The sequence below is a fragment of the Streptomyces sp. NPDC006711 genome, from assembly GCF_042869775.1.
Classification (GTDB): domain Bacteria; phylum Actinomycetota; class Actinomycetes; order Streptomycetales; family Streptomycetaceae; genus Streptomyces.
In genome coordinates this window covers 178,475-202,782 of sequence record NZ_JBIAGO010000002.1, presented here as the reverse complement: position 1 = coordinate 202,782, position 24,308 = coordinate 178,475, and the positions used below count along the sequence as shown (strand labels likewise).

Genomic DNA, 24,308 nt, shown 5'->3' with positions numbered 1-24,308 from the left:
CCGTCTATCACTGCGCTGGGGTGTCCTCGAGCGGCCTGCTGTACAGCGCCGTGCCCATCGAAGAGCTTTCGCCGGTGACGTAGGCGCGGATCGAGGCAATGTAGTCGTCGCGGTTGATGCGTCCGTCGCCATCGGTGTCCAGGGCCTCGAACGCTGCTTCGGCGTTGGTGGCCGGGTTGTTCAGTGCTGTGCGCAGAGCTGTGAACTCGGACGCGTCGAGGGAGCCGTCCTGATCGGTGTCCGCGAGGTCGAAGAGGGCGCCGAGGACGGGCGCGCAGACGGTGTCGAACGCCTCGGCGCCCGCCCAGGCCGCGTATTCGTCGAAGGTCATCCCCCCGTCGCCATCGGCGTCCATCGATGCCCACGCCCGCTCGCCGAGTGTGCGTGCGGTGACGACGAGCGGATCGTCCTCCTTGCGCCCCGTCGCCAGCGCCACGTTCCTGGTGCGTGCCATGTATTCGTCGCTGGAGACGACTCCGTCTCCGTCCGCGTCCAGCATGGCGAAGAGGAGTCTCTGCGCGGCTGCCTGGTCCATCGGGATCCCTTCCTGACGGGGACGTTCTGTGTGAGTGCTGTGTTCCGGTTCGGCTTACCCCTCGGCCTCGGGCTCAAGACACCCATTGGGTGTGCGCGGGGCGCGTCCCGCGCACAGTGCCGGTCGTACGCGGGTGATGTGCGCCAACGCGCCTGGGTGGCAGGAGTGGCCCGGGGTAGTCACAACCTGTTGGCAGAGCCGATTCGCTGGAGGGTGGATGTTCGGTAGAGGTGGCGCGGCAGTGGCGCTGAGCTCCTTGGCCCGGGTGGGCTCGTCGGTGGTGTGGGCCCCGGCGAGCCAGGCCCATGTGCCCGAGCAGAGAGAAAGTGTCCTGTGCATGGGTTCCAGCACCAGCATGTACGACCCGTCATTGACTCTGTTGCCCCGCCCGACCCGCGTTCGCACGCGCGCCAGTTACGGATGCGCGGTCGCTCCCGGCCGGACGGTGTCGGCCACCGGCTACCTGGAAGGAGAGTCACCCTCAGCGTCCTGCATCGCGGTAGACAGCCCCCGTCTCAGGGAAGTCGTCCGCTATGCCGACGGCAAACGGTCGTTGATCTCCTACGACAGCGGCACCAGCATCCGCGTCGCCGGCGTCCTCGTGGTCAGGCTGTCGGGCCGGGTCGTCGAGGGCCGCGGCGAAGGGCTGGCGGCGCATCGGACCGTGCCCGCGCTCCCCGGCCAACTGCCCACGCAGTGCCTCTTGTCCGGGTTGTCGGGAAGCGCCGGTGAGGCGCTGTTGGAGATCGGAGCGTGACCCCGGCCGTGCTAGGTATTCCCACCGAACCCATCGGCAGCATTCCCCGGCCCGCCGAGCTCCTCGCAGCCATGGCAGACCATGCCGCGGGCAGGACCAGCAACGAGGAACTGGCAGCTGCCCAGGACCGCGCGGTCGCTGACACCATTCGCTGCCTGGAGGACATCGGCTCCCCGGTCGTCACCGACGGCGAACAGGCCAAACCCAGCTTCGCCACCTATCCCCTGTCCGGCCTGGACCGGCTGTCACCCGACGGCGTCGTCATTCCCTTCGCCGATGGACACCAGCGACAGCTGCCCCGCCTGACGGCCGGGCCGCTGCGCTACGGCATCCACGCCGACCGCTATCTCCGCACGGCCCTGCGGTACGCGACCGTACCGGTGAAACAGGCCGTCATCGCGCCCTCGGCTCTCAGCCTGCTCTACCCGCCCGACGGCATTGACGGATATCCCCGCGACGCCTTCCTCGATGACCTCACCAGTGAGGCCGAGACCGACATCCGACGGTGCCTGGATTCCGGCGCGCACTGCGTCCAGCTGGACTTCACCGAGGCCCGTCTGGCACTGAAGCTCGACCCGGGCGGCGGACTGCTGGAGCAGTTCATCACGCTCAACAACCGGGTCCTGGAACGCTTCTCCGCCGCCGAGCAGGCCAGGATCGGCGTACACACCTGCCCCGGCGGTGATCAGGACTCCACGCACAGTCTTGACGTGGACTACACGGCCCTGCTGCCTGTCTTGCTCCGGCTCAAAGCCGGTGCCTTCTACGTGCAGCTCGCCAGCGAGCCCGAACCGGACAAGGTCCTCGCCGTCCTCGCCGATCACCTTCCCGACCAGGCCCGCGCCTTCATCGGCGTCACCGACCCGATCGATCCCCGCATCGAGCCCCCCGAACTGGTCCGCGACCGCGTCCTGGCCGCTGCCCGTCACGTGCCCGTCGACCGCCTGGGCACCTGCGACGACTGCGGCTTCTCCCCCTTCGCCGACGACACCTCCACCTCCCGGGACACCGCCTTCGCCAAGATCCGCGCCCGCATCGAAGGCACCGCCCTGGCAGCCCACGAACTGGGCGGCTGAATCTCAAGCGGAGGATGTAACAACACCGCACGGGTGAACGGCCGTGCCTGCCCACTCCGCAGGCGAATACTGCAACTCTCGAATACCGACACTTCACCAGTGCTCGTTCGAGAGTGCCGAAGGCATCGTTGCTGGGGTGACTGGTCCTCTCACCTCGCCGGGCACGTTGCTGCTCGGCCGCTACGACGCGGACGGACGCCTGCGGCTCATCGCCCGAACGACGCCGCTGGCGCGAGCTGCCGCCCGGCAGCTCGCTGCGGTCCTGAGCCCGGCCCAGAGCGGACACCCCTGGGAGAACGCCCGGTTCTCCGCCGGCTGGGGTTCCAACGAGGCATTGGTCTTCCGGCCGGTTGAGCCGGAGGTGGTAGTGGAGTTCCGCGCGGACACCGCATTCGATGCGGTCCGGCACCGTCACCCCGTGCGGTACCAGCTATCCGAAACGACCTCACTCCGCAGAGTGTTGGGCCGCTGCTCGGCCGCCGCAACGCGGGGGAGGCCAGGCGGGCGGTCACCGCGAGCGATCTGGCGAAGCAGGACATGGCAGGTGTTGTCGAGCCAGGCCGGGCTTGCTTTGCGCAGAGCGGTCATCACAAGGTTTCTTTCAGCGGGCCGGGCACCAGGGCGTCAGCGAGGTGCCTCGGTGGAGTCGGGAAAGAGAGCGAGGACGAAATCGACGAACGCGCAGTGCGCCTGCGCCCAGCGCAGCGTGAACTCCAATTCGTCGAGATCGTTGCTGATGTCGGAGGGGCCGACCACGACGATGCCGTGAGCGAATCCCCCGGCGACGTGACTGCACATCTTCTGCCAGCCGGTGCGCAGAGTGGGGTCCTCCTCACCGTGCGGATCACTGAAACGTTGCCCGTACGGTGAAACCCTCGCCCTCGGCGTAGACCTGGGCGCGCAGGAGGGAATTGACCGGTTCGACGCCGAGGGCGTACAGGTCCGTCGTGATGGACAGGCCCTTACGGCGCGCGATGGCTTCGGCCTTGATCTCCCGTCGGAGCGCCGATAGCTGCCCGAGCCGGGAAGGTCGGTACCCGCGCTCTCTGGCGGACGGGCGGCGCACCAGGGTGCTCGAGCCGACGGCCCAGTCCTCGTCGTCGAAGATGGTGTCGTACATCGTGGTCGTGATCCTCAGCTGTTCGGAGGGACAGCAGCCGGCGGAGTGTCCGGCCGCTCACAAGCTTCATGTGAGGTGCGCTCTGTGAGGGGAGAGCGGCGGGTGCATCAGGAGGGTTTGGGCCGGCCGCCGCTCCTCCTGCAAGAGGGCGGCCGGGGCCAGTCGCGCACCTGGTCGGGGGTGAGTCCCAGCTGCGCGACGCGCCGGCCCCTTCGCCGTTCGATCCCCCGGCAGCCACGGCGGCTGGAATGGAGTAGCCGTGCGGCTGCGGAGATCGAAGGGGCCCCGTCTGAACGGTCACCTCCCCGCCCCGCCCGCCGGGCAGCGCAGGAGAGATGACCAGCACTAGGGAGCCGGCGGGTCGTGCCCCGTCGCTCGATGACGCAGGGCATACGCCGCGATGGCGGCCTCGCTGTAGCCGTAGAAGCGGCCGACCACCGCGTCGTCCTCCCACCACGGTGGAGCCGGATAGCCCCATGCAACGGTGTGGCAGGCGTCGCGGTAGGGCGACCAGCACACGCGGACGTCAGGGAAGCCATGGCGGTCCGCCAGGAGAGAGCCGGCCTCGACCGCCCGCGACAACTCGGCGACCGACAGATAGCCGCCGAGGCGGACACCGCCCACGGGCACTGCCAGCAAGGGAGCGCGGAAGACACACACCGCGACGGCGCCGGCGAGCAGCGCAGGATCGGCGAGGCGTTGAGCGGCGTAGTCATAGTCGTAGTCGTACGCCTCCGAGGCCGGACGGAGGGACACCGTGAGGCGGCCAACCGTGTCACTCGTCAGCATCGTCCAGCCCCCTCACTGTGCCGGTCTCCTCCAGGCGCTCGACGAGATCCATGGTGACCGCCGCAAGCTTCCGCACGAGCCCAAGCACCTGATCCGGACCGTCGGCCCTTCCTGAGCGCGCAGGGCACGAGCCAGGTTGACCAGGTGCGCGATAGCCGGGTGTTTCTCCTCGGCCCGGTCATTCTGGGCTCGGGCGGTGAGGAGCTTGAGAGCCATACACAGACGCTCGATTACCTTTTCGGCATCGGCGCATCGCCGTAACGGTCCCGGGTCAGACAAACCTGCGGCATAGTGACTCATTTCCTGCTCACCGTGCAGGACGGTGTCGAGGTCTTCGTACACCTGGTCCCAGTCCACGCTCGCCCACTCATGCAAAGAGTGCACGAAACGCCGTACCGTCTCATCGTCATGTGCGGACGTTGATGGACGTGTAGGGACGGACGTGTCCTTGCGGCGTACCGGGAGCGGCGGCTCGTGCTGAGTGGTCGGCGGAGTCGTGCGTGCTGTCAGCATCCGTCCACCTCAGCTCGCACCACGTAGTTGCGCCGTTGTCGCTGACGCCCCAGTCGTGCGCCAGTGCGTTGACGAGGAACAGTCCGCGCCCGGACTCAGCGTCGGGGGCCGCGACGCGCAGCGTGGCCGGTGCCGGATTACTGTCTCTCACCTCGACCCGCACGCCGCGTCCGTGGCACCGCACCCGCAACCCCAGTTCGCCACGGCTGTGTTCCACGCCGTTGGAGACCAGCTCGGAAACGACCAGCACCGCGTCCTCCGCGACGGTTTCATCAATGTGCTGGTGGCGCAGGAAGGCCCGGGTGATCCGACGCGCCTCCTGCACCCTTGGGGCTTCCTTTAAGGAGGTGCGGAAGGCTTGGTCCGGCCGACCGGTGCGCAGCCCGGAGCCCTGGTCGCTGCCCTCGCTCCTGAACCTGCCCGGACCGCCAGAGTGACGGTGATCACGGACACTGTTCGGGGGCTGCTGCGTAGGCTTGTGCGGTCGTCGCGGTGAGGTCCAGGAGGGCTGGCGAAGCTCTCCGGCAATGCCTGACGGACAGTGCGGCGGGGAGTCGGCAATTGGTCAGCGTCAGTCCTCACAATCCTGGTGAACTGACCGGACACGCGACTCGTTGTAAGGTAGGAAAACCGCACTTGACCTGCGAAAACGCGGGCAGGGAGCCTATGTCCAGGAGTCCTCGATGATACGTACGATGTTCAAGTCCAAGATCCACCGAGCCACCGTGACCCAGGCGGACCTGCATTACGTGGGCTCCGTCACCGTGGACGCCGATCTGATGGATGCCGCCGACCTGCTCCCCGGTGAGCTGGTGCACATCGTCGACATCGACAACGGCAACCGCCTGGAGACGTACGTCATCGAGGGGGAGCGCGGTTCCGGTGTCATCGGCATCAATGGCGCGGCGGCCCACCTCGTGCACCCGGGGGACCTGGTGATCCTCATCAGTTACGCCCAGGTCGACGACATCGAGGCCCGCGCGTTCAAGCCCAGCGTGGTGCATGTCGACGGGGCCAACCGGATCGTCGAGCTCGGCACCGACGCGTCCGCGCCCGTGCCCGGCAGCGACCAGCAGCGCAGCCCGCACGCGCGGATCCCCAGCCCGCAGAGCTGATCCGGCCGCGCCCCGGCCGGCGTGGCAGGGCCGCCCAGTGTTGGCACGAGGAGGAGAGGACCCCGTACCCGTGGCACAGATCCGTGACGACCGCCCCCGAGGCATCCTGGAGGCGTTCGAGGACGGGCGCGTCGTCGGACGCATCGTTTACCTTGCCCTCGACGCGCCAAAGCCCGCGCTGGTGGCGGTGCACACCGTGGTCGAGCCCGCGCACGAGGGCAAGGGGATCGCGGGCGCGCTGGTGCGGGAGCTCTACGCCATGGCCGGGCGCGAGGGCGTCTTCGTCGTGCCGCTCTGCCCGTACGCCGCCGCCTGGGCCGGGCGCCACCCGGGCGAGGCGCCCGTCGCCCCGGCGGAACTGGTGGAGGCGGCCCGGGCCGCGGTCGCCGCGCACCCGGAGCTCGCATGACCACGCTCGCCCTGCTGCACACCTCGCCCGTCCATGTCCCCGTCTTCGACGCCCTGCGCGACGAGGATGCCCCCGGCCTCGAACTGCGCCATCTCGTGGACGAGCAACTGCTCAACCGCGCGCGGGAGTTGGGGCCGGACGCGGTGGCCGAGGCCGTGCGGGCCGTCCTGACCGACGCGGTGGCCCAGGGCGCGGACGCGGTCCTGTGCGCCTGCTCCACCATCGGGGCCGTCGCCGAGGCGGCCGCCGCCTCGCTCGGGGTGCCCGTGCTCCGGGTGGACCGGCCGATGGCCTCGGCCGCCGTCGCGCTCGGCCACCGCATCGCCGTGGTGGCCGCCCTCGCCTCCACTCTGGAGCCGACGGCCGCGCTGATCCGCGAGGAGTCCGACGCCCGGACGCCGGCGACGGCCCCGGAGCACGGAGACCAGCCGCCGGCCCTGGCCACGGGGCCGGGAGCCCAGCGGCGGGCCCGGGGCGCGGACGCCGACATTCCGGCCCCACCCGGCCACGCCGACATTCCGGCCCCACCCGGCCACGTCGGCCCGGCCCACCCCCCGAGCTCCGAACACGCCCCGGCCCCGGCGCACGCCCCGGCCCCGGCGCACGCCCCCGCCGCCGTACGCGCCACCGCGTCGTCGCCCGTCCTGCGGCTGGTCCTGGCCGACCGCGCCTGGCAGCACTTCGAGGCCGGTGACCCGCGGGCGTACCACGACGAGATCGCCAGGACCGTGGACGCGCTGTGCGACGTCGATGTCGTCGTGCTGGCGCAGGCCTCGATGGCTCCCGCCGCCGCGCTCACCACGCTCGGCGTCCCCGTCCTGGCCAGCCCCCGGCTCGGCCTGCGCGCGGCGGCGGACTTGGCGCGCTCGTACGGGGCTCATCGGACCGGCCCGCGACAGGCGCAGGTCCCCAAGGCCTGACCCGGACGGGTTGAACCGGCGGGCGCCGGGCACGCGCGCAGGTGAAGCTGGACTCGAACGAGGAGGCCGACCATGACCGTGCCGCACCCGGAACCCTCTCCGCCGTGGCCCACGCCGCTGCCCGACCCCCAACCGGGCCCGCTGCCAGGCCCCGGCCCCGACCCCGTGCCGCCGACGCCCGGTCCCGGTCCCGGTCCGGGCCCGGTGCCGCCGAGCCCGGGACCCGATCCGCAACCGCCGAGGCCGGACCCGGACCCGGATCTGCCCGACCCGGTACCGCAGCCCCCGGGCCCCGACCCCGTACCGGGCCCGCCCCAGCCCGAGCCCGCCGGCTGAGGATCCGGGAAGCCGCCCGGGGCAGGCGCCGGTCAGCCGGTGCCGGCCCCGGCCCCCCGGCCCCGGCCCCCCGGCCCCGGCCCCCCGGCCCCGGCCCCCCGGCCCGCCGCCCCTCAGCCCGCGCTCTGCTCCGACCGGTCCCCGCCCCACAGCGTGTGGAACGAGCCCTCCCGGTCCGTGCGCCGGTAGGTGTGCGCGCCGAAGAAGTCGCGCTGGCCCTGCGTGAGCGCCGCCGGAAGCCGCTCGGCGCGCAGCGCGTCGTAGTAGGCGAGCGCCGCAGAGAAGCCGGGCACCGGAACGCCCTGGCGGGCCGCCGCCACGATCACCGCGCGCCAGTCGTCCTGCGCCGCGCCGATCTCGTCGCGGAACCCCTTGTCCGAGAGCAGGCTCGGCAGGTCGGGCTGGGCGTCGTAGGCGGCCCGGATGCGGTCGAGGAACGCGGCCCTGATGATGCAGCCCGCGCGCCAGATCGCCGCCACCGCGCCGGGGTCGACGTCCCAGTCGTAGTTCTGGCTGCCGGCCTGGACCTGGTGGAAGCCCTGCGTGTACGAGACGATCTTGGACGCGTACAACGCCTGCTCGACCTGGTCGGCGAAGGCCGCGGCCTCCTTCTCGTCCAGCGGGGCGACCGTGGGGCCGCTCAACGCGCCGGCGGCTTCCCGCAGTTCGGCGTGGCCCGAGAGCGAGCGGGCGAACACGGCCTCGGCGATGCCCGACACCGGGACACCGAGGTCGAGCGCGATCTGCACGGTCCAGCGGCCGGTGCCCTTCTGCTCCGCCTGGTCCTGGACCACATCGACGAACGGCTTCCCGGTCGCCGCGTCGACATGGGCCAGCACCTCGGCCGTGATCTCGATCAGATACGAGTCGAGGCGGCCGGTGTTCCAGCCGCGGAACGTCTCGGCGATCTTCTCGGGGGAGTAGCCCGCGACCGTACGCAGCAGGTGGTACGCCTCCGCGATGAGCTGCATGTCGGCGTACTCGATGCCGTTGTGCACCATCTTCACGAAGTGGCCCGCGCCGTCCGGTCCCACGTGGGTGACGCACGGGGCGCCGTCCGGGGCCTTCGCCGCGATCCGCTCCAAAAGCGGGCCGAGGGAGTCATAGGATTTTGCGGAGCCGCCGGGCATGATGCTCGGCCCGTTCAGGGCGCCCTCCTCGCCGCCCGAGATGCCGACGCCCACGAAGTGGATGCCGCGCTCGCGCAGTTCGCGCTCGCGCCTGCGGGTGTCCTCGAAGTGCGCGTTGCCGCCGTCGATGATGACGTCGCCCTCTTCGAGGAGCGGCGCGAACTCCTGGATCACCGCGTCCGTCGGCTCGCCCGCCTTGACCATGATGACGAGCCGGCGCGGCCGCTCCAGGGCGGCCACGAAGTCCTGCGGTGTCTCGGCCGCGACGAAAGTGCCCTCGGAGCCGAACTCATCGACCAGCGCACGGGTCTTGGCGGCCGTCCGGTTGTGCACGGCGACCGTGAGACCGTTGCGCGCGAAGTTACGGGCGAGGTTGCGTCCCATGACCGCGAGTCCGGTGACGCCGATCTGGGCTGTTCCACTCATGCGTGTGCTCCTGGATCCTCGGGGTTCGCGGCGCCACGAGCAACCGTCACGACGCGCGGTTGTCCTCCACCCTACGGAACGCACCACGTCAGACGGCACGGACTCGATTCCCGACACGGGCGCCGTAAGTCCCGCCCGGACCAGGGTGTGGCCTCCGTTTGTCCGACCCCTTGTCATGGCCGGTTGGCAGCCCCTATTTTGGCGGCTCTTGATGCCTTCGAGGGGGACTCATGGCCTTACGCGGCCGGCACCGCCGGTATCAGCCGAGCCGGATCAACCAGGCTTCCTTGACGGTGACGGCCGGCGGGGTGGGCATCGCCCTTCCACTGATCGCCGCGGGCACCGCCGACGCCGCGTCCGTCGATGTGTGGAACAAGGTCGCCGCCTGCGAGTCCACCGGCAACTGGCACGTCAACACGGGCAACGGCTTCTACGGCGGGCTCCAGTTCACCCAGTCCACCTGGGCGGCGTACGGCGGCCACCGGTACGCGCCGCGCGCGGATCTGGCCACCCGCGACCAGCAGATCGCCGTCGCCGAGCAGGTGCTCAAGGGGCAGGGGCCCGGCGCCTGGCCGGTCTGCTCGGGCGAGGCGGGTCTGTCCCGGGGCGTCTCGGCCCCCCAGCTGACCACGACGACGCAACGCCGCACCGAGATCAAGCCGGCCGCCGCCCACACCGCGACCAAGCCGCCCGCCGCCAAGCCGGCCGCCCCGAAGAAGGCCGAGCAGGCGAGTCCGACCAAGGTGCCGGGCCCACGGGAGTCGTACACCGTGCTGCACGGCGACTCGCTGTCGCGGATCGCCGAGCGCGAGCGCGTCCAGGGCGGCTGGCCGCACCTGTACGCCGAAAACCGTACGGTCATCGGCGCCGACCCCGACCTCATCCGTCCCGGTCAGCACCTCACGCTGCCCGGCGCCGCCCCCGCGAAGCCGACGGCTCCGCCCAGGAGCGCGCCGAAACCGGCGGCCAGGCCGCCCGCCGCCAAGCCGGTGGCGAAGGCGCCCGCCACGTCGGCCGCGTTCACCGCGCCGGTCGACGCGCACCCCAGCACCCCCTACCACCGGGCCGGTTCGTCCTGGGCCAGCGGCTATCACACCGGCGTCGACTTCCCCGTCTCCACCGGCACATCGGTCAAGGCGGTCACCTCGGGCACGGTCGTGGAGGCCGGCTGGGGCGGCGCGTACGGATACCAGGTGGTGATCCACCATCCCGACGGCCGCTACAGCCAGTACGCGCATCTGTCCGCGCTCACGGTGAAGGCGGGCCAGAAGGTCAACACCGGCCAGCGGATCGGCCGTTCGGGCGCGACGGGCAATGTGACCGGGCCCCATCTGCACTTCGAGGTACGGACCGGACCCGCCTACGGCTCGGACGTGGACCCCCTGGCCTATCTGAGGGCGGGCGGCGTCGCGGTCTGATCCGGGTGGTCGCCCTGGCGTTCACGGGCCGGGGCGCCGGGCGCGCCCGAGGTCATGACCGGCTTGTCCGGCCGGGCGGCGCCGGGCCGCCGCGTGGTGAGCAGGACAAGGCCGCCCGCCGCCACCACGCCGAAGCCAAGGGCGAGCGCGGTGCCCGCCGTCCCGTACCGGAAGGACTCGCCGAACAGGCAGAGACCGATGGCGGCGGCGACCACCGGGTTGACGACGGTGACCGTCGCGAGCGGCGCCGCGAGGCCCGCGCCTCGGTAGGAGGCCTGGGAGAGCAGCAGCCCCGTGGCCGCGAACCCGGCCACGACGAACAGCAGGGGCACCTCGCCGAGGGGGAGCCCCGACTGCCAGTCCTCGGCGACGGACTTGGTGAACACCGAGGCGAGGCCGAAGGCGGTGCCCGCCGAGGCGGCGAGCAGGACGCTGCGGGTGGCGGCCCGGCGCGGCGCCCTGGACGCCACGACCAGCGCCGCCACCGCACCGAACCCGGCGGCGGCCAGCACCAGCCGCGACCCCGTGGCCAGCGCGTCGGCGTCCGCCCCCTTGGTCAGCGCCAGCAGACCCGCCAGACCCGCCGTGGCCAGGACGGCCCCACGCCACGCGGCACCCCCGGCCCTTCGGTGCGCGAAGACCGCCGCCATCGGCAGCGCGAAGACGATGGTCAGCGCGCCCATCGGCTGCACCAGCGTCAGCGGCCCGAACGCCAGGGCCGCCACGTGCAGCGTCGCGCCGAGCCCATTGAGCCCGACCGATCCCCACCAGGCCGGCCGGCGGACGGGAGCGTACGCACGGCCCGGGCCGGCCGCGGCGACGCGCTCCTGAATGATCGCCGCCGCCGCGTACGCGACGGCGGAGACCAGGGACAGCAGCACGGCCAGTACTAGGGCGCTCATGGCTCCCACGATGTCTCGTTGTCGACCCCGTGTCGTCGTCCCTGAGCACCGAATGCGCCGTACTCCAGGAGGAGTAGGGGCGTACGACCAAAGTCGTCCCAGATATCGGACTTTCAGTAAAACCGCAGCTCAAAAGGGGCGTCAAGGGAGGGGGTGCGCGCCTTGCGCGCGGGTGGGCGCGTGAGTGGGCGCCCGGCCGGAACGTCCCTGCCCACGGGCCTGGATCCGGCCATGGCATGTTCGTGTCGCCATGGCACGGTATGCCGTGAGCCGGCCGGGTCCCGGCCCCGAAGGCGGGCGGTTTGGTGCGGGGGCCGCTCGCTCCGTACCATGGCGCTTTTGGGATCGTGGTATTCACGGCGGATCCAGACGGATCCACGACTGATCCCATGACTGATCCCACGACTGATCGAGGACGCGGCGGCCATGACGGTGACAGAGGACTTCCAGGACCAGGGGCACGGTCTTGGTGTCGACGAGCGGCCCGCCCAGGGCGTTGACCAGGACTTCGGCCCCGGCATCGACCCCGAGCGGCTCGCGCTCTGCCTGAGTGTGCTCGCCGAGCTCGACACCATCGACGTCGACCACCCCGACGCGATCGCCGTGCGCCGCGCCACCGCCGGCATCTACCGCACGGTGAAGCAGCGCCGCCGCCAGGAGCGCCGGGCCGCCAAGACCGCCCACGACCGGGCCGTCACCGAGGCGACCGCGACCGGCTCCGCCGAGCGCATCGACGACGAGACCGAGGGCCTGCTGCCCAGCTCGTCCGTCACCGGCGAGATCGCGGGCATACTCCAGCGCCCGCGCTCCTGCTACATCTGCAAGGGCCGGTACGTCGAGGTCGACGCGTTCTACCACCAGCTGTGCCAGAAGTGCGCCGCCGAGAACCGGGCCCGGCGCGACGCCCGTACCGACCTCACCGGCAAGCGCGCCCTGCTCACCGGCGGCCGCGCTAAGATCGGCATGTACATCGCGCTGCGGCTGCTGCGCGACGGCGCGCACACCATCATCACCACGCGCTTTCCCAAGGACGCCATCCGCCGCTTCAAGGCGATGGAGGACTCCGCGCAGTGGATGCACCGCCTCGAAGTCGTCGGCATCGACCTGCGCGACCCGGCTCAGGCGGTCGCCCTCGCCGAGCAGACCGCCGAGGCGGGCCCGCTCGACATCCTGATCAACAACGCCACCCAGACGGTGCGCCGGCTGCCCTCCGCCTACGCCGCCCTGGTCGACGGCGAGAGCGCCCCGCTGCCCGCCGGTGAGCTCCCCGCCCACCACGTCATCGGAGCGTTCAACTCCGGCGCGGTCGACGGCCTGACCGCCCTCCCCGTCGGCACGTCGAGCCTGGATGCCCAGCGGGTCGCCGACCTCGCCCTGGTCGCGGGCAACGCCAGCATCGCCAAGTACCAGGACGGCACCGCCCTGGACGCGGGCGGTCTGCTGCCGGACGTCGTCGACACCAACACCTGGGTGCAGTCCATCGAGCAGATCTCCCCGGTCGAGCTCCTGGAAACCCAGCTGTGCAACTACACGGCGCCGTTCATCCTGATCAGCATGTTGCGCCCGGCGATGGCCGACGCCGCCCGCAAGGCTCCGAACGGCCGCGCCTACGTGGTGAACGTGTCCGCGATGGAGGGCGTGTTCAGCCGTGGCTACAAGGGCGCGGGACACCCCAACACCAACGCCGCCAAGGCCGCCATGAACATGGTCACGCGCACCAGCGGCCAGGAGATGTTCGAGACCGACAAGATCCTCATGACGTCGGTCGACACCGGCTGGATCACCGACGAACGCCCGCACCACGACAAGCTGCGCCTCGCCGAGGAAGGCTTCCACGCCCCGCTCGACCTGGTCGACGGCGCGGCCCGCGTCTACGACCCGATCGTGCGCGGCGAGCTGGGCGAGGACCTGCACAGCGTCTTCCTCAAGGACTACGCGCCTGCCAACTGGTAGCAGGGACTACGCGCCCGCCAACTGGTAGGCCGGGTGCCGGTCCGCCGGGAAGAGCCCGCGCCCAAGGGGCGTCGCGTGTCCGCGCGGCGCCCCTTCGGCGTCAGCGGGGGCCGTGCGCGGACCGGCCGGCCCGCCGGGCGAGGATGTCCAGGATCTCGCGCCAGTCGTCCATGACCCCCGCGTCCAGCCCGACGACCTTGCCCGCGTCGTCCGCCTGCCGCAGGGTCACCGCGTCCTCGGCCAGCGGATCGCGCGCGAAGGCCGCCGCCTCCTTCGGCCCCATCACCCCGCCCTGCGCGCGCAGCGTCAACGCGCTCCGCGACGAGAGCGTACGGTCCGGCTCGACCGAGGCCAGATAGCGCTTGGCGGCCACGTGCAACCGCACAAGCCCTGCCACCCGCGCGCCCAGGAGCGGTCGCACCGCCCGCGCCGCGGTGTCGGCGTGCCCGGCGTCATCACCCGGACGGAGCAGATGACCGAGATCGTGCACGAGGCCCGCGACCTGGAGCTCCTTGTCGGCCGGGTGCGAGCGGCGCAGCAGGTGGGCGGTCTGGAGCGCGTGGTCGTGGAGATCGACCGGATCACCGCTGCGATCGGGGGTGTCCCAGGCGCCGCGGCAGGCGCGCAGCAGCTCCATCAGCTCTTCGACCGAGCGGACCGAGCCGGCCGGCCGACCGGCCACGGGCCCCACCCGCACCTCGGACCCCTGGGCACCGGGTCCGCTGGACAGCTCCATCTGTGCTCCTCCCCGCGCGCGGCGGCCGACCGGGTCAGCAGATCATGGCGGGATGAACACCGGGCTGAACGCCCGGAGAAGGAAAGTTGACGCAAAGGAAGCGGCGCTATCGAGCGCTACCGCGCTCATTTGGTTACTCTGGTGCGAACGGTAGCCACAGCGGGTCCACCAACCTTCGAGGCCCGTTCCGGATCCGTCCCGCAACCTGTGGCCGTGATGCGGACAGAGTGCCGGCGCCACCGCGTCAGAACTGCCCAAGACCCTGCCCAAGGGCGGATGGACACCGGGTCGCGGCGCGACGCGACCGGGACGCCCAGGGTTACGCGACACAGAGGAGTGCGCGGTGACACCAGAGACAACAGAGCGCGAACGCCGGACGCCCGAACGCGGCGGCGAGCGGCCCGGACGACCCGAGAAGCTTCGCAACATCGAGGTCTGGGCCCGCTCGGCCCCGATCCGTCTCGCCGGTTACGAGGACGACCTGGCCGAGCCGCACATCCTGCCCGGCATCGACTGACCCGCGCGGGCCGTCGGCCCGTGTTCCCCCGAGGGGGGCACGGGCCGACGGCGTACCCACCGCGCATTCTGCGGGATGCGCGCCACCGAGGCGCCGCCATCTCAACGCCCCTCCCGGGCACAGCAGCTGACGCAGCATCAGACTGTCGAAGCTCGCGGGACTGTCGGTGATGTCGGGACTGTCCCAGGTCTTCCCCGTTCCTTGTGGGCGGGGAGCGCGGCGGGGCACGATGGCCGCCATGCCCGAGACATCAGGTGAACCCACCGCCTTCCACGACCTGTCCGCCTTCCTCGCGACGCCACGCGTCAGCCGGCTCGCGCTCTCGCCCGACGGACAGCGGCTGGTCGCCGCCGTGCAGAGCCTCAACGCCGAGGGCAACGGATATGTGCCGGGCCTTTGGGACATCGACCCCTCGGCGCGCCGCGAGCCCCGCCGGCTGACCCGCTCCCGCGCCGGCGAGTACGCGCCCGCCTTCCACGCCGACGGAACCCTCTTCTTCCTCTCCGGGCGCGCGGACAACGACCCCGGGACGACGTTGGACGAGGCGGAGGGCCCCGCCGTGTGGGCGCTGCCCGAGCACGGTGAGGCGGCGCTCGTGGCCCGCCACCCCGGAGGCATCGCCGGGTTCACGCTCGCCGGCAACGCCGCCGTCCTCGCCTACACCGCCGGCCTGCTGCCCGGCGCCGCCGACGCCGAGGCGCACGGCAAGCTGCGCGCGGACCGTGCCGACGCCAAGGTCACCGCGATCCTCTACGAGACCGGGACGACCCGGTTCTGGGACAGCGACCTCGGCCCGGACGAGCCGCACACCTTCGTCCGCACCACCGCGGGGGACGGCGTCGCGGTCGACGCGGGCGGCCAGGGCGCACCGAGCGAGGCGGAGACGGCGCTGTCGCCCGACGGCACCCGGGTCGCCCACACCCGTTACGCGCCCGGGCGCCTGCCGGCCGACCACCACGCGGTCGTCGTGGTGGCCGACGCCGCCACCGGCGAACAGCTGCTCGTCGTCGACCGGGACGGCTACCAGTACGGCGCCCCGCTGTTCACCGCCGACGGAGCCGCGCTCCTGTGCGTGCGCCAGCGGATCGCGACCTACGAGACGCCGTTCTCCTACACCCTGGTCCGCGTCGATCTCGCGAGCGGCGCGGAGAGCGAGCTCCTGGCCGGCTTCGCGCACTGGCCCATGGGGGTCGTCGTCTCGCCCCTTGCCGATGACGCGACGCTCTGGTTCACCGCCGACGAACGCGGCCACGCCCCGGTGTTCCGGCGCGACCCGGACGGCACGGTCACCCGGCTCACCGCCTCGGGCGCGTACACCTCGCTGTGCGTGGCACCCGACGGCCGGACGCTGTACGCCCTGCGCGCCGCCGTCGACGCGCCGCCCACCCCGGTCCGCCTCGACGCGGCCGCGCCCGATCAGGAGCCCGTGGTGCTCAAGGCGCCCGGTGGCGTGGGCCGGCTGCCGGGCACGCTGACCGAGGTGCACACGGTGGCCGACGACGAGTTCCCGTTGCGGTCCTGGCTCGTGCTGCCCGAAGGCGCCTGCGCCGAGCGGCCCGCGCCCCTGATCGTCTTCCCGCACGGCGGGCCCGAGGTCTCCTGGAACTCCTGGACCTGGCGCTGGAACCCGTGGCCCTTCGCGGCGCGCGGCTACGCGGTCCTGCTGCCCGACCTCGCGCTCTCGGCGGGCTACGGCCCCCGGATGCACGAACGCGGCTGGGGCCAGTGGGGCGGGCGGCCCTACCACGACCTGATGGCCCTGACCGACGCCGCCGAGACCCGCCCCGACATCGACGGGACCCGCACCGGGCTCGCGGGCGCCTCGTACGGCGCCTACCTGGCCGCCCGCGTCGCCACCCGCACCGACCGCTTCAAGGCGATCGTCTCGCAGGCCACGATCTGGGACATGCGCTCCTTGCAGGCCGAGTCGGACGCCTCGCCGTACTTCCGCGAGATCTTCGGGGACCCGCTGACCCGGCCCGAGCGCTACGAGGAGAACTGCCCCTCCCTCGCGGCCGACCGCATCCGCACGCCCATGCTGGTGGTGCACGGCGCCAGGGACTACCGGGTGCCCGTCGGCCAGGGCATGGCCCTCTTCCAAGAGCTCCAGCGCCGCGAGGTACCGGTGAAGTTCCTGTACTTCCCCGACGAGGGCCACTGGATACTGCGGCCCACCCACGCCCGGCTGTGGTACTCGACGCTGCTCAACTTCTTCGACCACCACGTGCTCGGGGCGCCCTGGCAGCGGCCCGAACTGCTGTGACTCGCCCGTTCTGCCCCGTCCGTTTGCGCGGGGCAGGAGGCTCCCGCACACAATGAGGGGCCAACTCGGGGCGTACAGGTGGGAGATCCACGTGCCCTCGACCCTGCGCACCATCGCCGCTGCCGCCGCCGTGCTGTCCTTCGGCGCCTTCGCCGCCGGATGCGGTGGCGGCGCGAGCGGCGCCGACAGCCGCCAGGACCTCGACCTCCAGCCGATCGCGGCCCCGGGCCCCGACCCGTTCACGCGGTCCACCGCCGAATCGGCGGCGACCCCCGCCCCGGCCACGCCCTCCGCGCCGGGCGGCACCGCGCAGCCGTCCGCGGTCCCGGCGGCGCGCCCGGTCTCGGGCTCCACTCCCGGCCTGTACGGCGGCACGCAGTCGGTGGCCAGCTGCGACGTGGAGAAGCAGATCCGCTTCCTCAGCGGCGACCGGGCCAAGAACCGGGCCTTCGCCGGCGCGGCGGGCGTCGATCCCGGCTCGGTCCCGTCCTTCCTGCGCGGCCTCACCCCGGTCGTGCTGCGCGTGGACACCCGGGTCACCAACCACGGTTTCCGCGCCGGCGCGGCCACCGGCTTCCAGTCGGTGCTCCAGGCGGGCACCGCCGTCCTGGTGGACGACCACGGCGCGCCACGGGTGCGGTGCGCCTGCGGGAACCCGCTGAAGCCGCCCGGCGCCCACCAGGGCGGCTGGAACGCCAAGGGCAAGCCCTGGCCGGGCTACCGCGCCGACCGGGTGGTCGTCGTGCGGCCCACCACGGTGGTCATCGACAACCTGATCATCGTCAACGTCGTCAACAACACCTGGATCGAGCGGCCCACCGGCGACGACGGCCGGCACGACCGGCGGCGCCCCGACATCCACATCGACCCCGAGCCGCCCGTGCCCGCGCCCGTGTCCCCGCCGGCGAGTCCCAGCACCTCGCCGCCCGCGACCAGCCCGGCGCCGAGCCCCGACTGCCCGAGCCCGGCGCCCACCGTGACCGTCACCCCATCGGCCCCGTCCGCGCCATCCACGCCGTCCGCGCCGGCCAGCGAGCCCGCGCCGTCCCCCAGCGGCTGCCCGAGGGCCACCGTGACCGCGCCGCCGCTCTCACCGCCCCCCTCGTCGCCGTCGTCGCCGCCCGTGCCCGAACCGAGTTCGTCCGGCGACATGCCCGCGCCGCCCACCGATGTCCCGAGCGGCGTCCCGAGCAGCCCCGACTACGACATCTACGGACCGTCGCCGGAGACCGAGAACGTCTGAGACCCCCGGCGCCCGGCCCGGCTCGGGGAGTCACGGAAAGGCGGACCAAGGGGCGCATATAGGCTGCACCCCTTGTCCGACTCGTTCGTCGCCCTTTTGAGCAGCCAGGAGCGTTTCTCCGTGACCGTCGCGATCGACCTGCCCGAACCGTCCGCGCCGCCCGTCTGCGAGGTGTCCGAGAGCGTGGCCCGCGACGCCCGGGAGTTCGGCGCCTACGCCCGCACCGGCGGCTGGGCGTTCGCCCTGAAGGTGGCCCGCAGCGTGCGCCCCGGCGGGCAGGCGGCCGGCGAGACGCCCAAGGTGTCCGCCAAGGAGTTCAGCGCGCTGGCCGGCTGCTCCGCCGAGCGCGTCATGCGCTACTACAAGGCGTGGGACAAGGCATCCGACGACGGTCTCGTCCCGCTCTTCGAGGCGCTGGTGCCGGGCGAGGACATCGAGCTGCCCGACGCGGACGTGTGGCTGACGTACTACGTGTCGCGCTCCAGCGCCACCTCCGAGCGGGGCAGCGCCATCACGGCCGCCGCCGAGGCCGAGGGCATCCGCCCCACCAAGGCCCTGGAGGTGGCCGAGAACCCCACCGCGCTGCGCGCCGCGATCCTCGCCGACCCCGGCACGGCCCAGGCCGCCCGCACGGCGCTCCTCGACCGCGTCCGCGAGGACCCGGCGCTCCAGACCGAACTCGCCCGCGACATCGCGCGTACCGACGTCCTGAAGAAGGCGGTCGCCACCGAGGCACGGGCCGCCGACCGCATCGGCTACGTCCGCCAGATCGTCGAGAACGGCCAGATCCGCACACCGGCCGGTCAGACCGTCCAGGCCCCCGCCGAGCTGCGCGCGGAGGCCGAGCGCCACCTCTCGCTGCTCGACGAGCTCGACGACGCCGACGAGTCCTGCGAGTGGGCCACCGAGGCGTACGACACCGTCAAGGGCCTGGTCGCCGACGCCGTGGAGGCCGACCCGGAGCTGCGCGTCCAGGAACGCCGCACGAAGTTCTACAGCAGCCTGCACAAGGCGACCAAGGTGTTCGAGGAGCTGACACTCGACGACGCGGGCGACTTCTACGAGGACGACATGGTCCAGCGCCTCGAAGCCCTCCAGTCGGCCATCGGCAGCTGCATCACCGCCCTGCGCCAGGCGTCCCCGGCGCGCTGACCGTTCAGGGCCCCCGCGGCACGCGGGCGGGGGCCCGCGCTCTGCGCGTGCGCACGGTCCTGGCTGCGCCTAGCGTGGCCCCATGGACGTGGCTGAAGGGGACGCCGGCGCGGCCGAACTGTGCCACTGCGGCGGTCCGGCCGACGGCGAGGAGTGCCGCTTCCTGCACTCCTACGGCCCCGACCTGCGGATGGGCAGTTTCGACTGGGACCTGACCACCGGTCTGCTGCACATGGACGAGCCCGCGCTCGGCGTCTTCGACCTGCGCGCCGAGGAATACGACGACCGGCCCGACACGCTGGCCGCCCGGGTGCCGCCCGCCGAGGCCCTGCGGCTGGACGCGCTCGTCTCGCAGGCGCTGAAGAACGGCAGCGTCAACTACGGCGTGTACTTCCGCATCCGCCGCCGTGACGGCAGCCTGCGCTGGACGCACACCCAGGGCTTCGTGCGCCGCGACGAAAGCGGCCGCCCCCTGCGCATCATCGGCATCGTCCGCGACGCCACCGAGGAACTGACCGAGACCACGGCCCGGGTCGGCCTCGACGACGAGCGGCGCCGCACCACCAGCGTCGTGGAGGCCACCACCGCCGCCCTCGCGCACGCCCGGACGGTCAAGGACGTCATCGACGTCATGAGGGACTCCCGGGGCCCCGAATACCTCGGCGCCACCAGTCTGGTGATGGGCCTGCTCGAAGCGGGCCGCATCCATCTGATCGCCGAGGGCCCCGAGGGCAGCTTCGTGCCGGGCACCCGCTGGACGCGGGTGGACGAGCAGTACCCGATGAGCGAAGTGGTCCGCACCCTCGCCCCCCGGTTCATCGAATCGCCCGAGGACTTCGCCGAGTCCTATCCGGTCCTGTGGCCGAACATCAGCGGACTCGGCATCACCTCCGCCGCCTACCTCCCGCTCATCGCCCAGGCCCGCCCCATCGGCGCCATCGGACTGCTCTACAGCGGCAAACTCGGATTCAGCAGCGACGAGCGCAACCTCCTGGTGGCGCTGGGCAGTTCGATCGCCCAGTCCCTGCAACGGGCCATGCTGTACGAGCAGGAGCACGACCTGGCCGAGGGGCTTCAGCAGGCCATGCTGCCGCGCCGCATCCCCGACGTGCCCGGCGCCCAGCTGGCCGTGCGCTACCGCTCGGCACGGTTCGGCCGCGACATCGGCGGCGACTGGTACGACGTGGTGCCGCTGCCGGGCGGCCGGGTCGGCGTGGCCATCGGCGACGTCCAGGGACATGACACGCACGCGGCCGCCGTGATGGGCCAGCTGCGCATCGTGCTGCGCGCGTACGCCGCCGAGGGACACGCGCCGGCCACCGTCATCGCGCGCGCCTCGGTCTTCCTGCACGAGCTGGACACCGACCGCTTCGCGACCTGTACGTACGCCGAGGCCGATCTGAGCACCGGGGTGCTCCAGATCGTGCGCGCCGGGCACGTCGACCCGCTGGTCCGCCTCCCGGACGGAAGCTGCCGCAGAATGCCGGTGGAGGGCGGCCTTCCACTGGGACTCTCGGCGGAGTTCGGACGGCTGGAGTATCCGGTCTCGACCGTCGAACTCGACCCCGGCCAGACCCTGCTGCTCTACACCGACGGTCTGGTGGAGCAGCCCGGCGCCGACCTGGACGACGGCATGCGGCTCCTGGCGTCGCTTGTCAGATCGGGACCCGAGGAGCTGGAGGCGCTGGCGGACCGGCTGTGCGACGAGGTCGACGAGCGGGGCGGCGACGACGACGTGGCCCTGCTGCTCCTGCGCCGCGACGTCACGGAAGTGCCGAGGGGCGGCGGCCGGCTGCGCCAGCACGTGGCGCAGAACGACCCCGAGGCGCTGAGCTCGTCGCGGCACATGATCCGCGCGGCGGTCCGCGCCTGGGGCGCGCGCGAGCGCTCCGACGAGATCGAGCTGGCCGCCGACGAGCTCATCACCAACGCCCTGATGCACACCGACGGAGGGGCGATCGTCACCATCCGGGTGCTTTCGGGCCCCGAACGCCGTCTGCGGGTCGAGGTGGAGGACCGTTCCAGCGCGCTGCCACGCCGTCGGGAGGCCGGCGCGTCCGGGGTGTCCGGGCGCGGCCTGATGCTGGTGGACCGGATCGCGGACGTGTGGGGCGTGGAGTCGCGCGGCGGCGGCAAGTGCGTGTGGTGCGAGTTCGTCGTCCCCGAGCGCGGCGCCGAGCGGTGACCGCGGCCCCGGCGGGGCCTTCGCGGCCTCCCATGGCTCGCTGAGCGGGCCCGGCCGGGGCACCCTGGTACGTATGCCCGAATTGCCCGAAGTCGAGGCCCTGCGGGACTTCCTCTCCGACCACCTGGTCGGGCAGGAGATCGCCGGCGCCCAGCCGGTCGCGATCAGCGCCCTGAAGACGTACGACCCGCCGTACACGGCGCTGGCCGGGCGGAGCGTCACCGGTGTCGCCCGGCACGGCAAGTTCCTCGACATCGACGCCGAGGGGCTGCACCTGTGCGTCCACCTCGCCCGGGCGGGCTGGCTGCGCTGGCACGACACCCTGCCCGCCGCCCCGCCCAAGCCCGGCAAGGGCCCCCTCGCCCTGCGGGTCACCCTCACCGGCGGCGCCGGCTTCGACCTCACCGAGGCGGGCAGCCGCAAGAGCCTCGCCGTATACCTCGTGCGCGACCCGGCCGAGGTCCCCGGCATCGCCCGGCTCGGCCCCGATCCCCTGGCCCCCGGCTTCGGCCGCGACGAGCTCGCCGCGCTCCTGGCGGGCGAGCGCCGCCGGCTCAAGGGCGCACTGCGCGACCAGTCCCTCATCGCCGGCATCGGGAACGCCTACAGCGACGAAATCCTCCACGTGGCGCGGATGTCCCCGTTCAAGCCCGTCGCCCACATGACCGACGAGGAGATCACCGCCCTGTACGAGGCGATGCGCACCACCCTCACCGAGGCGGTCGAACGCTCGCGCGGTCTGGCGGCCGGGCGCCTGAAGGCGGAGAAGAAGAGCGGGCTTCGCGTCCACGGCAGGACCGGCGAGCCGTGCCCGGTCTGCGGGGACACCGTGCGTGAGGTGTCGTTCGCCGATTCCTCCCTCCAGTACTGCGCCACCTGTCAGACCGACGGCAAGATCCTCGCGGACCGCCGCACGTCGAAGTTCCTCAAGTAGCCCCGCCGGGTGCGGAGCTCGTCCTCAGCCCGGCGTGAGCGTCGCCAGCCGCGTCCCGCTCGCGCCGCCCCGTACCTCGAACCGCGCGATCGTGTCCTGCGCCAGGGCCGCCGAGCCCAGCATCCGCACCGGCGCGCCGCCCCGTTCGGCCCAGGTCGCCACCGTCTGCTGCGTGCCGTCCCGTCCCACCGCGACCAGCGTGCACGTCCCCGGCGCCGCGCCCGCCAGCGCGAGCTCCACATCCGTGCCCCAGCCCCGCGCCCGCGTCGCCAGGGACGCCGTCACACCCGGCGCGTGCGCGGCCACCTGCCACTGAGGAGGCGTCGGATCGAGGGCGACGCCGAGCCCGCCCGCCACCAGCACCCCCGCGGCGGCCGCCAGCCCCATCCGCGCCACGCGCCCGCGCCGGCGCCGCCCGGCCACCGCCCCCAGCATCCGGTGAAGGACCTCGGGCGACACCGGCCCGGCCGGCGCAGGCCCGTTCGCCGAGTACGCCGCGAGCAGCGCCGCGACCCCGCCGAACCCGGCGAGCGCCGCCCGGCACGGGGCGCAGCCGTCGAGGTGGTCCTCGAAGCGGAAGGCGTCGGCGGCGCCCAGCACGCCCAGGGCGTAGGCCCCGGCGTCCCGGTGGATCTGCGGCGAACTCATGCCCACAGATACGGCGCGACCGTGCCGAACGCTCAGACACCGCGCCGCCCGGGCCCTTACACTCCGGCCCCATGCTGCGCGTACTGGCGGTCGACGACGAGGCCCCCGCCCTGGAAGAACTCCTCTATCTGCTGCGCTCCGACCCCCGTATCCACTCGGCCGAGGGCGCGACCTGCGCCACCGAGGCCCTGCGGCTCATCGGCGCGGCCCTTGAGGGGTGCCAGGAGGGCGAGCGCGGACTCGACGTGGTCTTCCTCGACATCCACATGGCCGGCCTCAGCGGTCTCGACATCGCGCGCCTGCTCGCCGGGTTCGCCCGGCCCCCGCTCATCGTCTTCGTCACGGCCCACGAGGGCTTCGCCGTACGGGCCTTCGACCTCAAGGCCGTCGACTACGTGCTCAAACCGGTGCGCGGTGAGCGCCTGGCCGAAGCGGTGCGCCGGGTCGCCGAGCTCGTCGGCGACCGCGCCACCACGGTCCAGGAGCCCGATCAGATCGCCGTCGAACTCGGCGGCGTCACCCGCTTTTTGGCCATCGCCGACATCATCTACGCCGAGGCCCAGGGCGACTACGCGCGGCTGCACACCGTGCGCGGCAGTCACCTCGTACGGATCGCGCTGTCCACCCTTGAGGAACGCTGGCGCAGCCGGGGCTTCGTCCGGATCCACCGCAGCCACCTCGTCGCACTCGACCGGATCGACGAACTCCGCCTGGAAGGTGGCAGCATGAGCGTGCGCGTCGGAGAGGCCGAACTCCCCGTCAGCCGACGCCACGCCCGCACGGTGCGCGACCGGCTGCTGCGGCGCGCCCCGCACTGAACCGGCCCTTTCGCCAGGCCCCGGGCGCTGCGTACACTCCGCGCCATGGCGGCAGAGCAGGCGGCGCGCCGCGAGAGGGTCACGGGGGAGCCGAGAGGGGTCCGCCCGCTGCCGCGCCACCGCGCCCAGTCCGAGATAGACGAGCAGACCGCGCTCGGCGGCGCCTATGTGCGATCCCTGATGCGCAGTCAACTGCGCGCCGCACTCACCGGGTTCGCCGTTCTCGCGCTCACGGTCGCCACGCTGCCGCTGGCCCTGCGCGCCCTGGACGACCCCACGGTCACCTGGTACGTGCTCGGCTTCGCCCTGTATCCGCCGCTCGGCCTCATCGCCTGGTGGTACGTGCGGACCGCCGAGCGCAACGAACGCGACTTCGCCCGCCTGGTCGCCGACCGCCCGGTCGAGGGCCGTGC

General features: G+C 72.5%; 22 protein-coding genes and 2 pseudogenes. 15 read left to right on the top strand and 9 right to left on the bottom strand.

The window, feature by feature from the left end:
- Nucleotides 1–7: 7 nt before the first annotated feature.
- Entirely contained in the window at nucleotides 8–535 is a 528-nt protein-coding gene (locus ACFYM2_RS04985; RefSeq protein WP_388833413.1) for an EF-hand domain-containing protein, read from the bottom strand.
- 337 nt (nucleotides 536–872) lie between these two features.
- On the opposite strand from ACFYM2_RS04985, the gene ACFYM2_RS04980 reads away from it, so the two are divergent.
- Nucleotides 873–1,292: a hypothetical protein gene (locus ACFYM2_RS04980; RefSeq protein WP_359009082.1), complete on the top strand. Its 420-nt coding sequence runs from the start codon at nucleotides 873–875 to the stop codon at nucleotides 1,290–1,292.
- Nucleotides 1,289–2,368 carry a cobalamin-independent methionine synthase II family protein gene (locus ACFYM2_RS04975; protein ID WP_388833410.1) on the top strand — a complete coding sequence of 360 codons (1,080 nt, stop codon included), beginning with the start codon at nucleotides 1,289–1,291 and terminating at the stop codon, nucleotides 2,366–2,368. The genes ACFYM2_RS04980 and ACFYM2_RS04975 overlap by 4 nt, the downstream gene beginning before the upstream one ends.
- Before the next feature lie 624 nt (nucleotides 2,369–2,992).
- On the opposite strand, the gene ACFYM2_RS04970 is transcribed toward ACFYM2_RS04975, so the two are convergent.
- The 4 genes from ACFYM2_RS04970 to ACFYM2_RS04955 all read right to left on the bottom strand — a co-directional run bounded on the left by ACFYM2_RS04970 (nucleotide 2,993) and on the right by ACFYM2_RS04955 (nucleotide 5,115).
- On the bottom strand, nucleotides 2,993–3,166 hold the full coding sequence (locus tag ACFYM2_RS04970) for a hypothetical protein (protein WP_388833407.1): 174 nt from the start codon (nucleotides 3,164–3,166) through the stop codon (nucleotides 2,993–2,995).
- A gap of 46 nt (nucleotides 3,167–3,212) precedes the next feature.
- Nucleotides 3,213–3,488 carry a hypothetical protein gene (locus ACFYM2_RS04965; protein ID WP_388833403.1) on the bottom strand — a complete coding sequence of 92 codons (276 nt, stop codon included), beginning with the start codon at nucleotides 3,486–3,488 and terminating at the stop codon, nucleotides 3,213–3,215.
- Between the two features lie 345 nt (nucleotides 3,489–3,833).
- Nucleotides 3,834–4,277 (bottom strand): DUF6302 family protein, encoded by a 444-nt coding sequence (locus tag ACFYM2_RS04960; protein ID WP_388833400.1) that lies wholly within the window; start codon nucleotides 4,275–4,277, stop codon nucleotides 3,834–3,836.
- A 406-nt stretch (nucleotides 4,278–4,683) separates the two neighbouring features.
- Nucleotides 4,684–5,115 carry an ATP-binding protein gene (locus ACFYM2_RS04955; RefSeq protein ID WP_388833397.1) on the bottom strand — a complete coding sequence of 144 codons (432 nt, stop codon included), beginning with the start codon at nucleotides 5,113–5,115 and terminating at the stop codon, nucleotides 4,684–4,686.
- A 358-nt stretch (nucleotides 5,116–5,473) separates the two neighbouring features.
- On the opposite strand from ACFYM2_RS04955, the gene panD reads away from it, so the two are divergent.
- The 3 genes from panD to ACFYM2_RS04940 all read left to right on the top strand — a co-directional run bounded on the left by panD (nucleotide 5,474) and on the right by ACFYM2_RS04940 (nucleotide 7,234).
- Nucleotides 5,474–5,905: an aspartate 1-decarboxylase gene (gene panD, locus ACFYM2_RS04950; protein WP_388456125.1), complete on the top strand. Its 432-nt coding sequence runs from the start codon at nucleotides 5,474–5,476 to the stop codon at nucleotides 5,903–5,905.
- Between the two features lie 70 nt (nucleotides 5,906–5,975).
- Nucleotides 5,976–6,314, top strand: a complete 339-nt coding sequence (locus ACFYM2_RS04945) for a GNAT family N-acetyltransferase (RefSeq protein ID WP_388833394.1) — start codon at nucleotides 5,976–5,978, stop codon at nucleotides 6,312–6,314.
- The gene (locus ACFYM2_RS04940) at nucleotides 6,311–7,234 is read left to right on the top strand and encodes an aspartate/glutamate racemase family protein (RefSeq protein ID WP_388833391.1); all 924 of its coding nucleotides are present in this window, start codon (nucleotides 6,311–6,313) and stop codon (nucleotides 7,232–7,234) included. The genes ACFYM2_RS04945 and ACFYM2_RS04940 overlap by 4 nt, the downstream gene beginning before the upstream one ends.
- A gap of 449 nt (nucleotides 7,235–7,683) precedes the next feature.
- Here ACFYM2_RS04940 and gndA read toward each other — a convergent pair whose 3' ends face one another.
- Nucleotides 7,684–9,126, bottom strand: coding sequence for an NADP-dependent phosphogluconate dehydrogenase (gene gndA / locus ACFYM2_RS04935; RefSeq protein WP_388833389.1), 1,443 nt, complete (start codon nucleotides 9,124–9,126; stop codon nucleotides 7,684–7,686).
- A 230-nt stretch (nucleotides 9,127–9,356) separates the two neighbouring features.
- On the opposite strand from gndA, the gene ACFYM2_RS04930 reads away from it, so the two are divergent.
- Nucleotides 9,357–10,544 carry a transglycosylase family protein gene (locus tag ACFYM2_RS04930; RefSeq protein WP_388833387.1) on the top strand — a complete coding sequence of 396 codons (1,188 nt, stop codon included), beginning with the start codon at nucleotides 9,357–9,359 and terminating at the stop codon, nucleotides 10,542–10,544.
- On the opposite strand, the pseudogene ACFYM2_RS04925 reads toward ACFYM2_RS04930, so the two are convergent.
- Nucleotides 10,535–11,446, bottom strand: a pseudogene (locus ACFYM2_RS04925) (DMT family transporter); the annotation flags it as partial. The gene ACFYM2_RS04930 and the pseudogene ACFYM2_RS04925 sit on opposite strands and share 10 nt — an antisense overlap.
- 426 nt (nucleotides 11,447–11,872) lie before the next feature.
- On the opposite strand from ACFYM2_RS04925, the gene ACFYM2_RS04920 reads away from it, so the two are divergent.
- Nucleotides 11,873–13,399, top strand: coding sequence for an SDR family NAD(P)-dependent oxidoreductase (locus tag ACFYM2_RS04920; RefSeq protein WP_358996412.1), 1,527 nt, complete (start codon nucleotides 11,873–11,875; stop codon nucleotides 13,397–13,399).
- 100 nt (nucleotides 13,400–13,499) lie between these two features.
- On the opposite strand, the gene ACFYM2_RS04915 is transcribed toward ACFYM2_RS04920, so the two are convergent.
- On the bottom strand, nucleotides 13,500–14,036 hold the full coding sequence (locus ACFYM2_RS04915; RefSeq protein ID WP_388456358.1) for an inositol oxygenase family protein: 537 nt from the start codon (nucleotides 14,034–14,036) through the stop codon (nucleotides 13,500–13,502).
- Between the two features lie 442 nt (nucleotides 14,037–14,478).
- On the opposite strand from ACFYM2_RS04915, the gene ACFYM2_RS04910 reads away from it, so the two are divergent.
- From ACFYM2_RS04910 to ACFYM2_RS04885, 6 genes are all read left to right on the top strand, one after another.
- Entirely contained in the window at nucleotides 14,479–14,652 is a 174-nt protein-coding gene (locus tag ACFYM2_RS04910) for a hypothetical protein (protein WP_350233782.1), read from the top strand.
- 238 nt (nucleotides 14,653–14,890) lie between these two features.
- Nucleotides 14,891–16,915: a prolyl oligopeptidase family serine peptidase gene (locus ACFYM2_RS04905; protein ID WP_388833383.1), complete on the top strand. Its 2,025-nt coding sequence runs from the start codon at nucleotides 14,891–14,893 to the stop codon at nucleotides 16,913–16,915.
- A 91-nt stretch (nucleotides 16,916–17,006) separates the two neighbouring features.
- Entirely contained in the window at nucleotides 17,007–18,158 is a 1,152-nt protein-coding gene (locus ACFYM2_RS04900; RefSeq protein ID WP_388833380.1) for a DUF6777 domain-containing protein, read from the top strand.
- Nucleotides 18,159–18,278: 120 nt separating this feature from the next.
- Nucleotides 18,279–19,310: a hypothetical protein gene (locus ACFYM2_RS04895; protein ID WP_358996461.1), complete on the top strand. Its 1,032-nt coding sequence runs from the start codon at nucleotides 18,279–18,281 to the stop codon at nucleotides 19,308–19,310.
- 190 nt (nucleotides 19,311–19,500) lie between these two features.
- Nucleotides 19,501–21,495, top strand: coding sequence for a SpoIIE family protein phosphatase (locus tag ACFYM2_RS04890; protein ID WP_388834228.1), 1,995 nt, complete (start codon nucleotides 19,501–19,503; stop codon nucleotides 21,493–21,495).
- 73 nt (nucleotides 21,496–21,568) lie between these two features.
- Entirely contained in the window at nucleotides 21,569–22,429 is an 861-nt protein-coding gene (locus ACFYM2_RS04885) for an Fpg/Nei family DNA glycosylase (RefSeq protein ID WP_388833377.1), read from the top strand.
- A gap of 24 nt (nucleotides 22,430–22,453) precedes the next feature.
- Here the strand turns inward: ACFYM2_RS04885 and ACFYM2_RS04880 are convergent, their stop codons facing one another.
- Nucleotides 22,454–23,077 carry a zf-HC2 domain-containing protein gene (locus tag ACFYM2_RS04880; protein ID WP_388456144.1) on the bottom strand — a complete coding sequence of 208 codons (624 nt, stop codon included), beginning with the start codon at nucleotides 23,075–23,077 and terminating at the stop codon, nucleotides 22,454–22,456.
- Between the two features lie 71 nt (nucleotides 23,078–23,148).
- Between ACFYM2_RS04880 and ACFYM2_RS04875 the strand changes: the two genes are divergently transcribed.
- Both ACFYM2_RS04875 and ACFYM2_RS04870 read left to right on the top strand, forming a co-directional pair.
- Nucleotides 23,149–23,895: a LytTR family DNA-binding domain-containing protein gene (locus tag ACFYM2_RS04875; protein ID WP_358996393.1), complete on the top strand. Its 747-nt coding sequence runs from the start codon at nucleotides 23,149–23,151 to the stop codon at nucleotides 23,893–23,895.
- A 45-nt stretch (nucleotides 23,896–23,940) separates the two neighbouring features.
- Nucleotides 23,941–24,294: pseudogene (locus tag ACFYM2_RS04870) on the top strand (hypothetical protein); the annotation flags it as partial.
- Nucleotides 24,295–24,308: the final 14 nt, after the last annotated feature.

What these genes read in the sequence shown, in the direction of transcription:
- ACFYM2_RS04985 (WP_388833413.1), bottom strand. Translation starts at nt 535, where the DNA reads ATGGACCAGGCAGCCGCGCAGAGACTCCTCTTCGCCATGCTGGACGCG.
- ACFYM2_RS04980 (WP_359009082.1), top strand. Translation starts at nt 873, where the DNA reads ATGGGTTCCAGCACCAGCATGTACGACCCGTCATTGACTCTGTTGCCC.
- ACFYM2_RS04970 (WP_388833407.1), bottom strand. Translation starts at nt 3,166, where the DNA reads ATGTGCAGTCACGTCGCCGGGGGATTCGCTCACGGCATCGTCGTGGTC.
- ACFYM2_RS04965 (WP_388833403.1), bottom strand. Translation starts at nt 3,488, where the DNA reads ATGTACGACACCATCTTCGACGACGAGGACTGGGCCGTCGGCTCGAGC.
- ACFYM2_RS04960 (WP_388833400.1), bottom strand. Translation starts at nt 4,277, where the DNA reads ATGCTGACGAGTGACACGGTTGGCCGCCTCACGGTGTCCCTCCGTCCG.
- panD (WP_388456125.1), top strand. Translation starts at nt 5,474, where the DNA reads ATGATACGTACGATGTTCAAGTCCAAGATCCACCGAGCCACCGTGACC.
- ACFYM2_RS04940 (WP_388833391.1), top strand. Translation starts at nt 6,311, where the DNA reads ATGACCACGCTCGCCCTGCTGCACACCTCGCCCGTCCATGTCCCCGTC.
- gndA (WP_388833389.1), bottom strand. Translation starts at nt 9,126, where the DNA reads ATGAGTGGAACAGCCCAGATCGGCGTCACCGGACTCGCGGTCATGGGA.
- ACFYM2_RS04930 (WP_388833387.1), top strand. Translation starts at nt 9,357, where the DNA reads ATGGCCTTACGCGGCCGGCACCGCCGGTATCAGCCGAGCCGGATCAAC.
- ACFYM2_RS04920 (WP_358996412.1), top strand. Translation starts at nt 11,873, where the DNA reads ATGACGGTGACAGAGGACTTCCAGGACCAGGGGCACGGTCTTGGTGTC.
- ACFYM2_RS04915 (WP_388456358.1), bottom strand. Translation starts at nt 14,036, where the DNA reads ATGGAGCTGCTGCGCGCCTGCCGCGGCGCCTGGGACACCCCCGATCGC.
- ACFYM2_RS04905 (WP_388833383.1), top strand. Translation starts at nt 14,891, where the DNA reads ATGCCCGAGACATCAGGTGAACCCACCGCCTTCCACGACCTGTCCGCC.
- ACFYM2_RS04890 (WP_388834228.1), top strand. Translation starts at nt 19,501, where the DNA reads ATGGGCAGTTTCGACTGGGACCTGACCACCGGTCTGCTGCACATGGAC.
- ACFYM2_RS04885 (WP_388833377.1), top strand. Translation starts at nt 21,569, where the DNA reads ATGCCCGAATTGCCCGAAGTCGAGGCCCTGCGGGACTTCCTCTCCGAC.
- ACFYM2_RS04880 (WP_388456144.1), bottom strand. Translation starts at nt 23,077, where the DNA reads ATGAGTTCGCCGCAGATCCACCGGGACGCCGGGGCCTACGCCCTGGGC.
- ACFYM2_RS04875 (WP_358996393.1), top strand. Translation starts at nt 23,149, where the DNA reads ATGCTGCGCGTACTGGCGGTCGACGACGAGGCCCCCGCCCTGGAAGAA.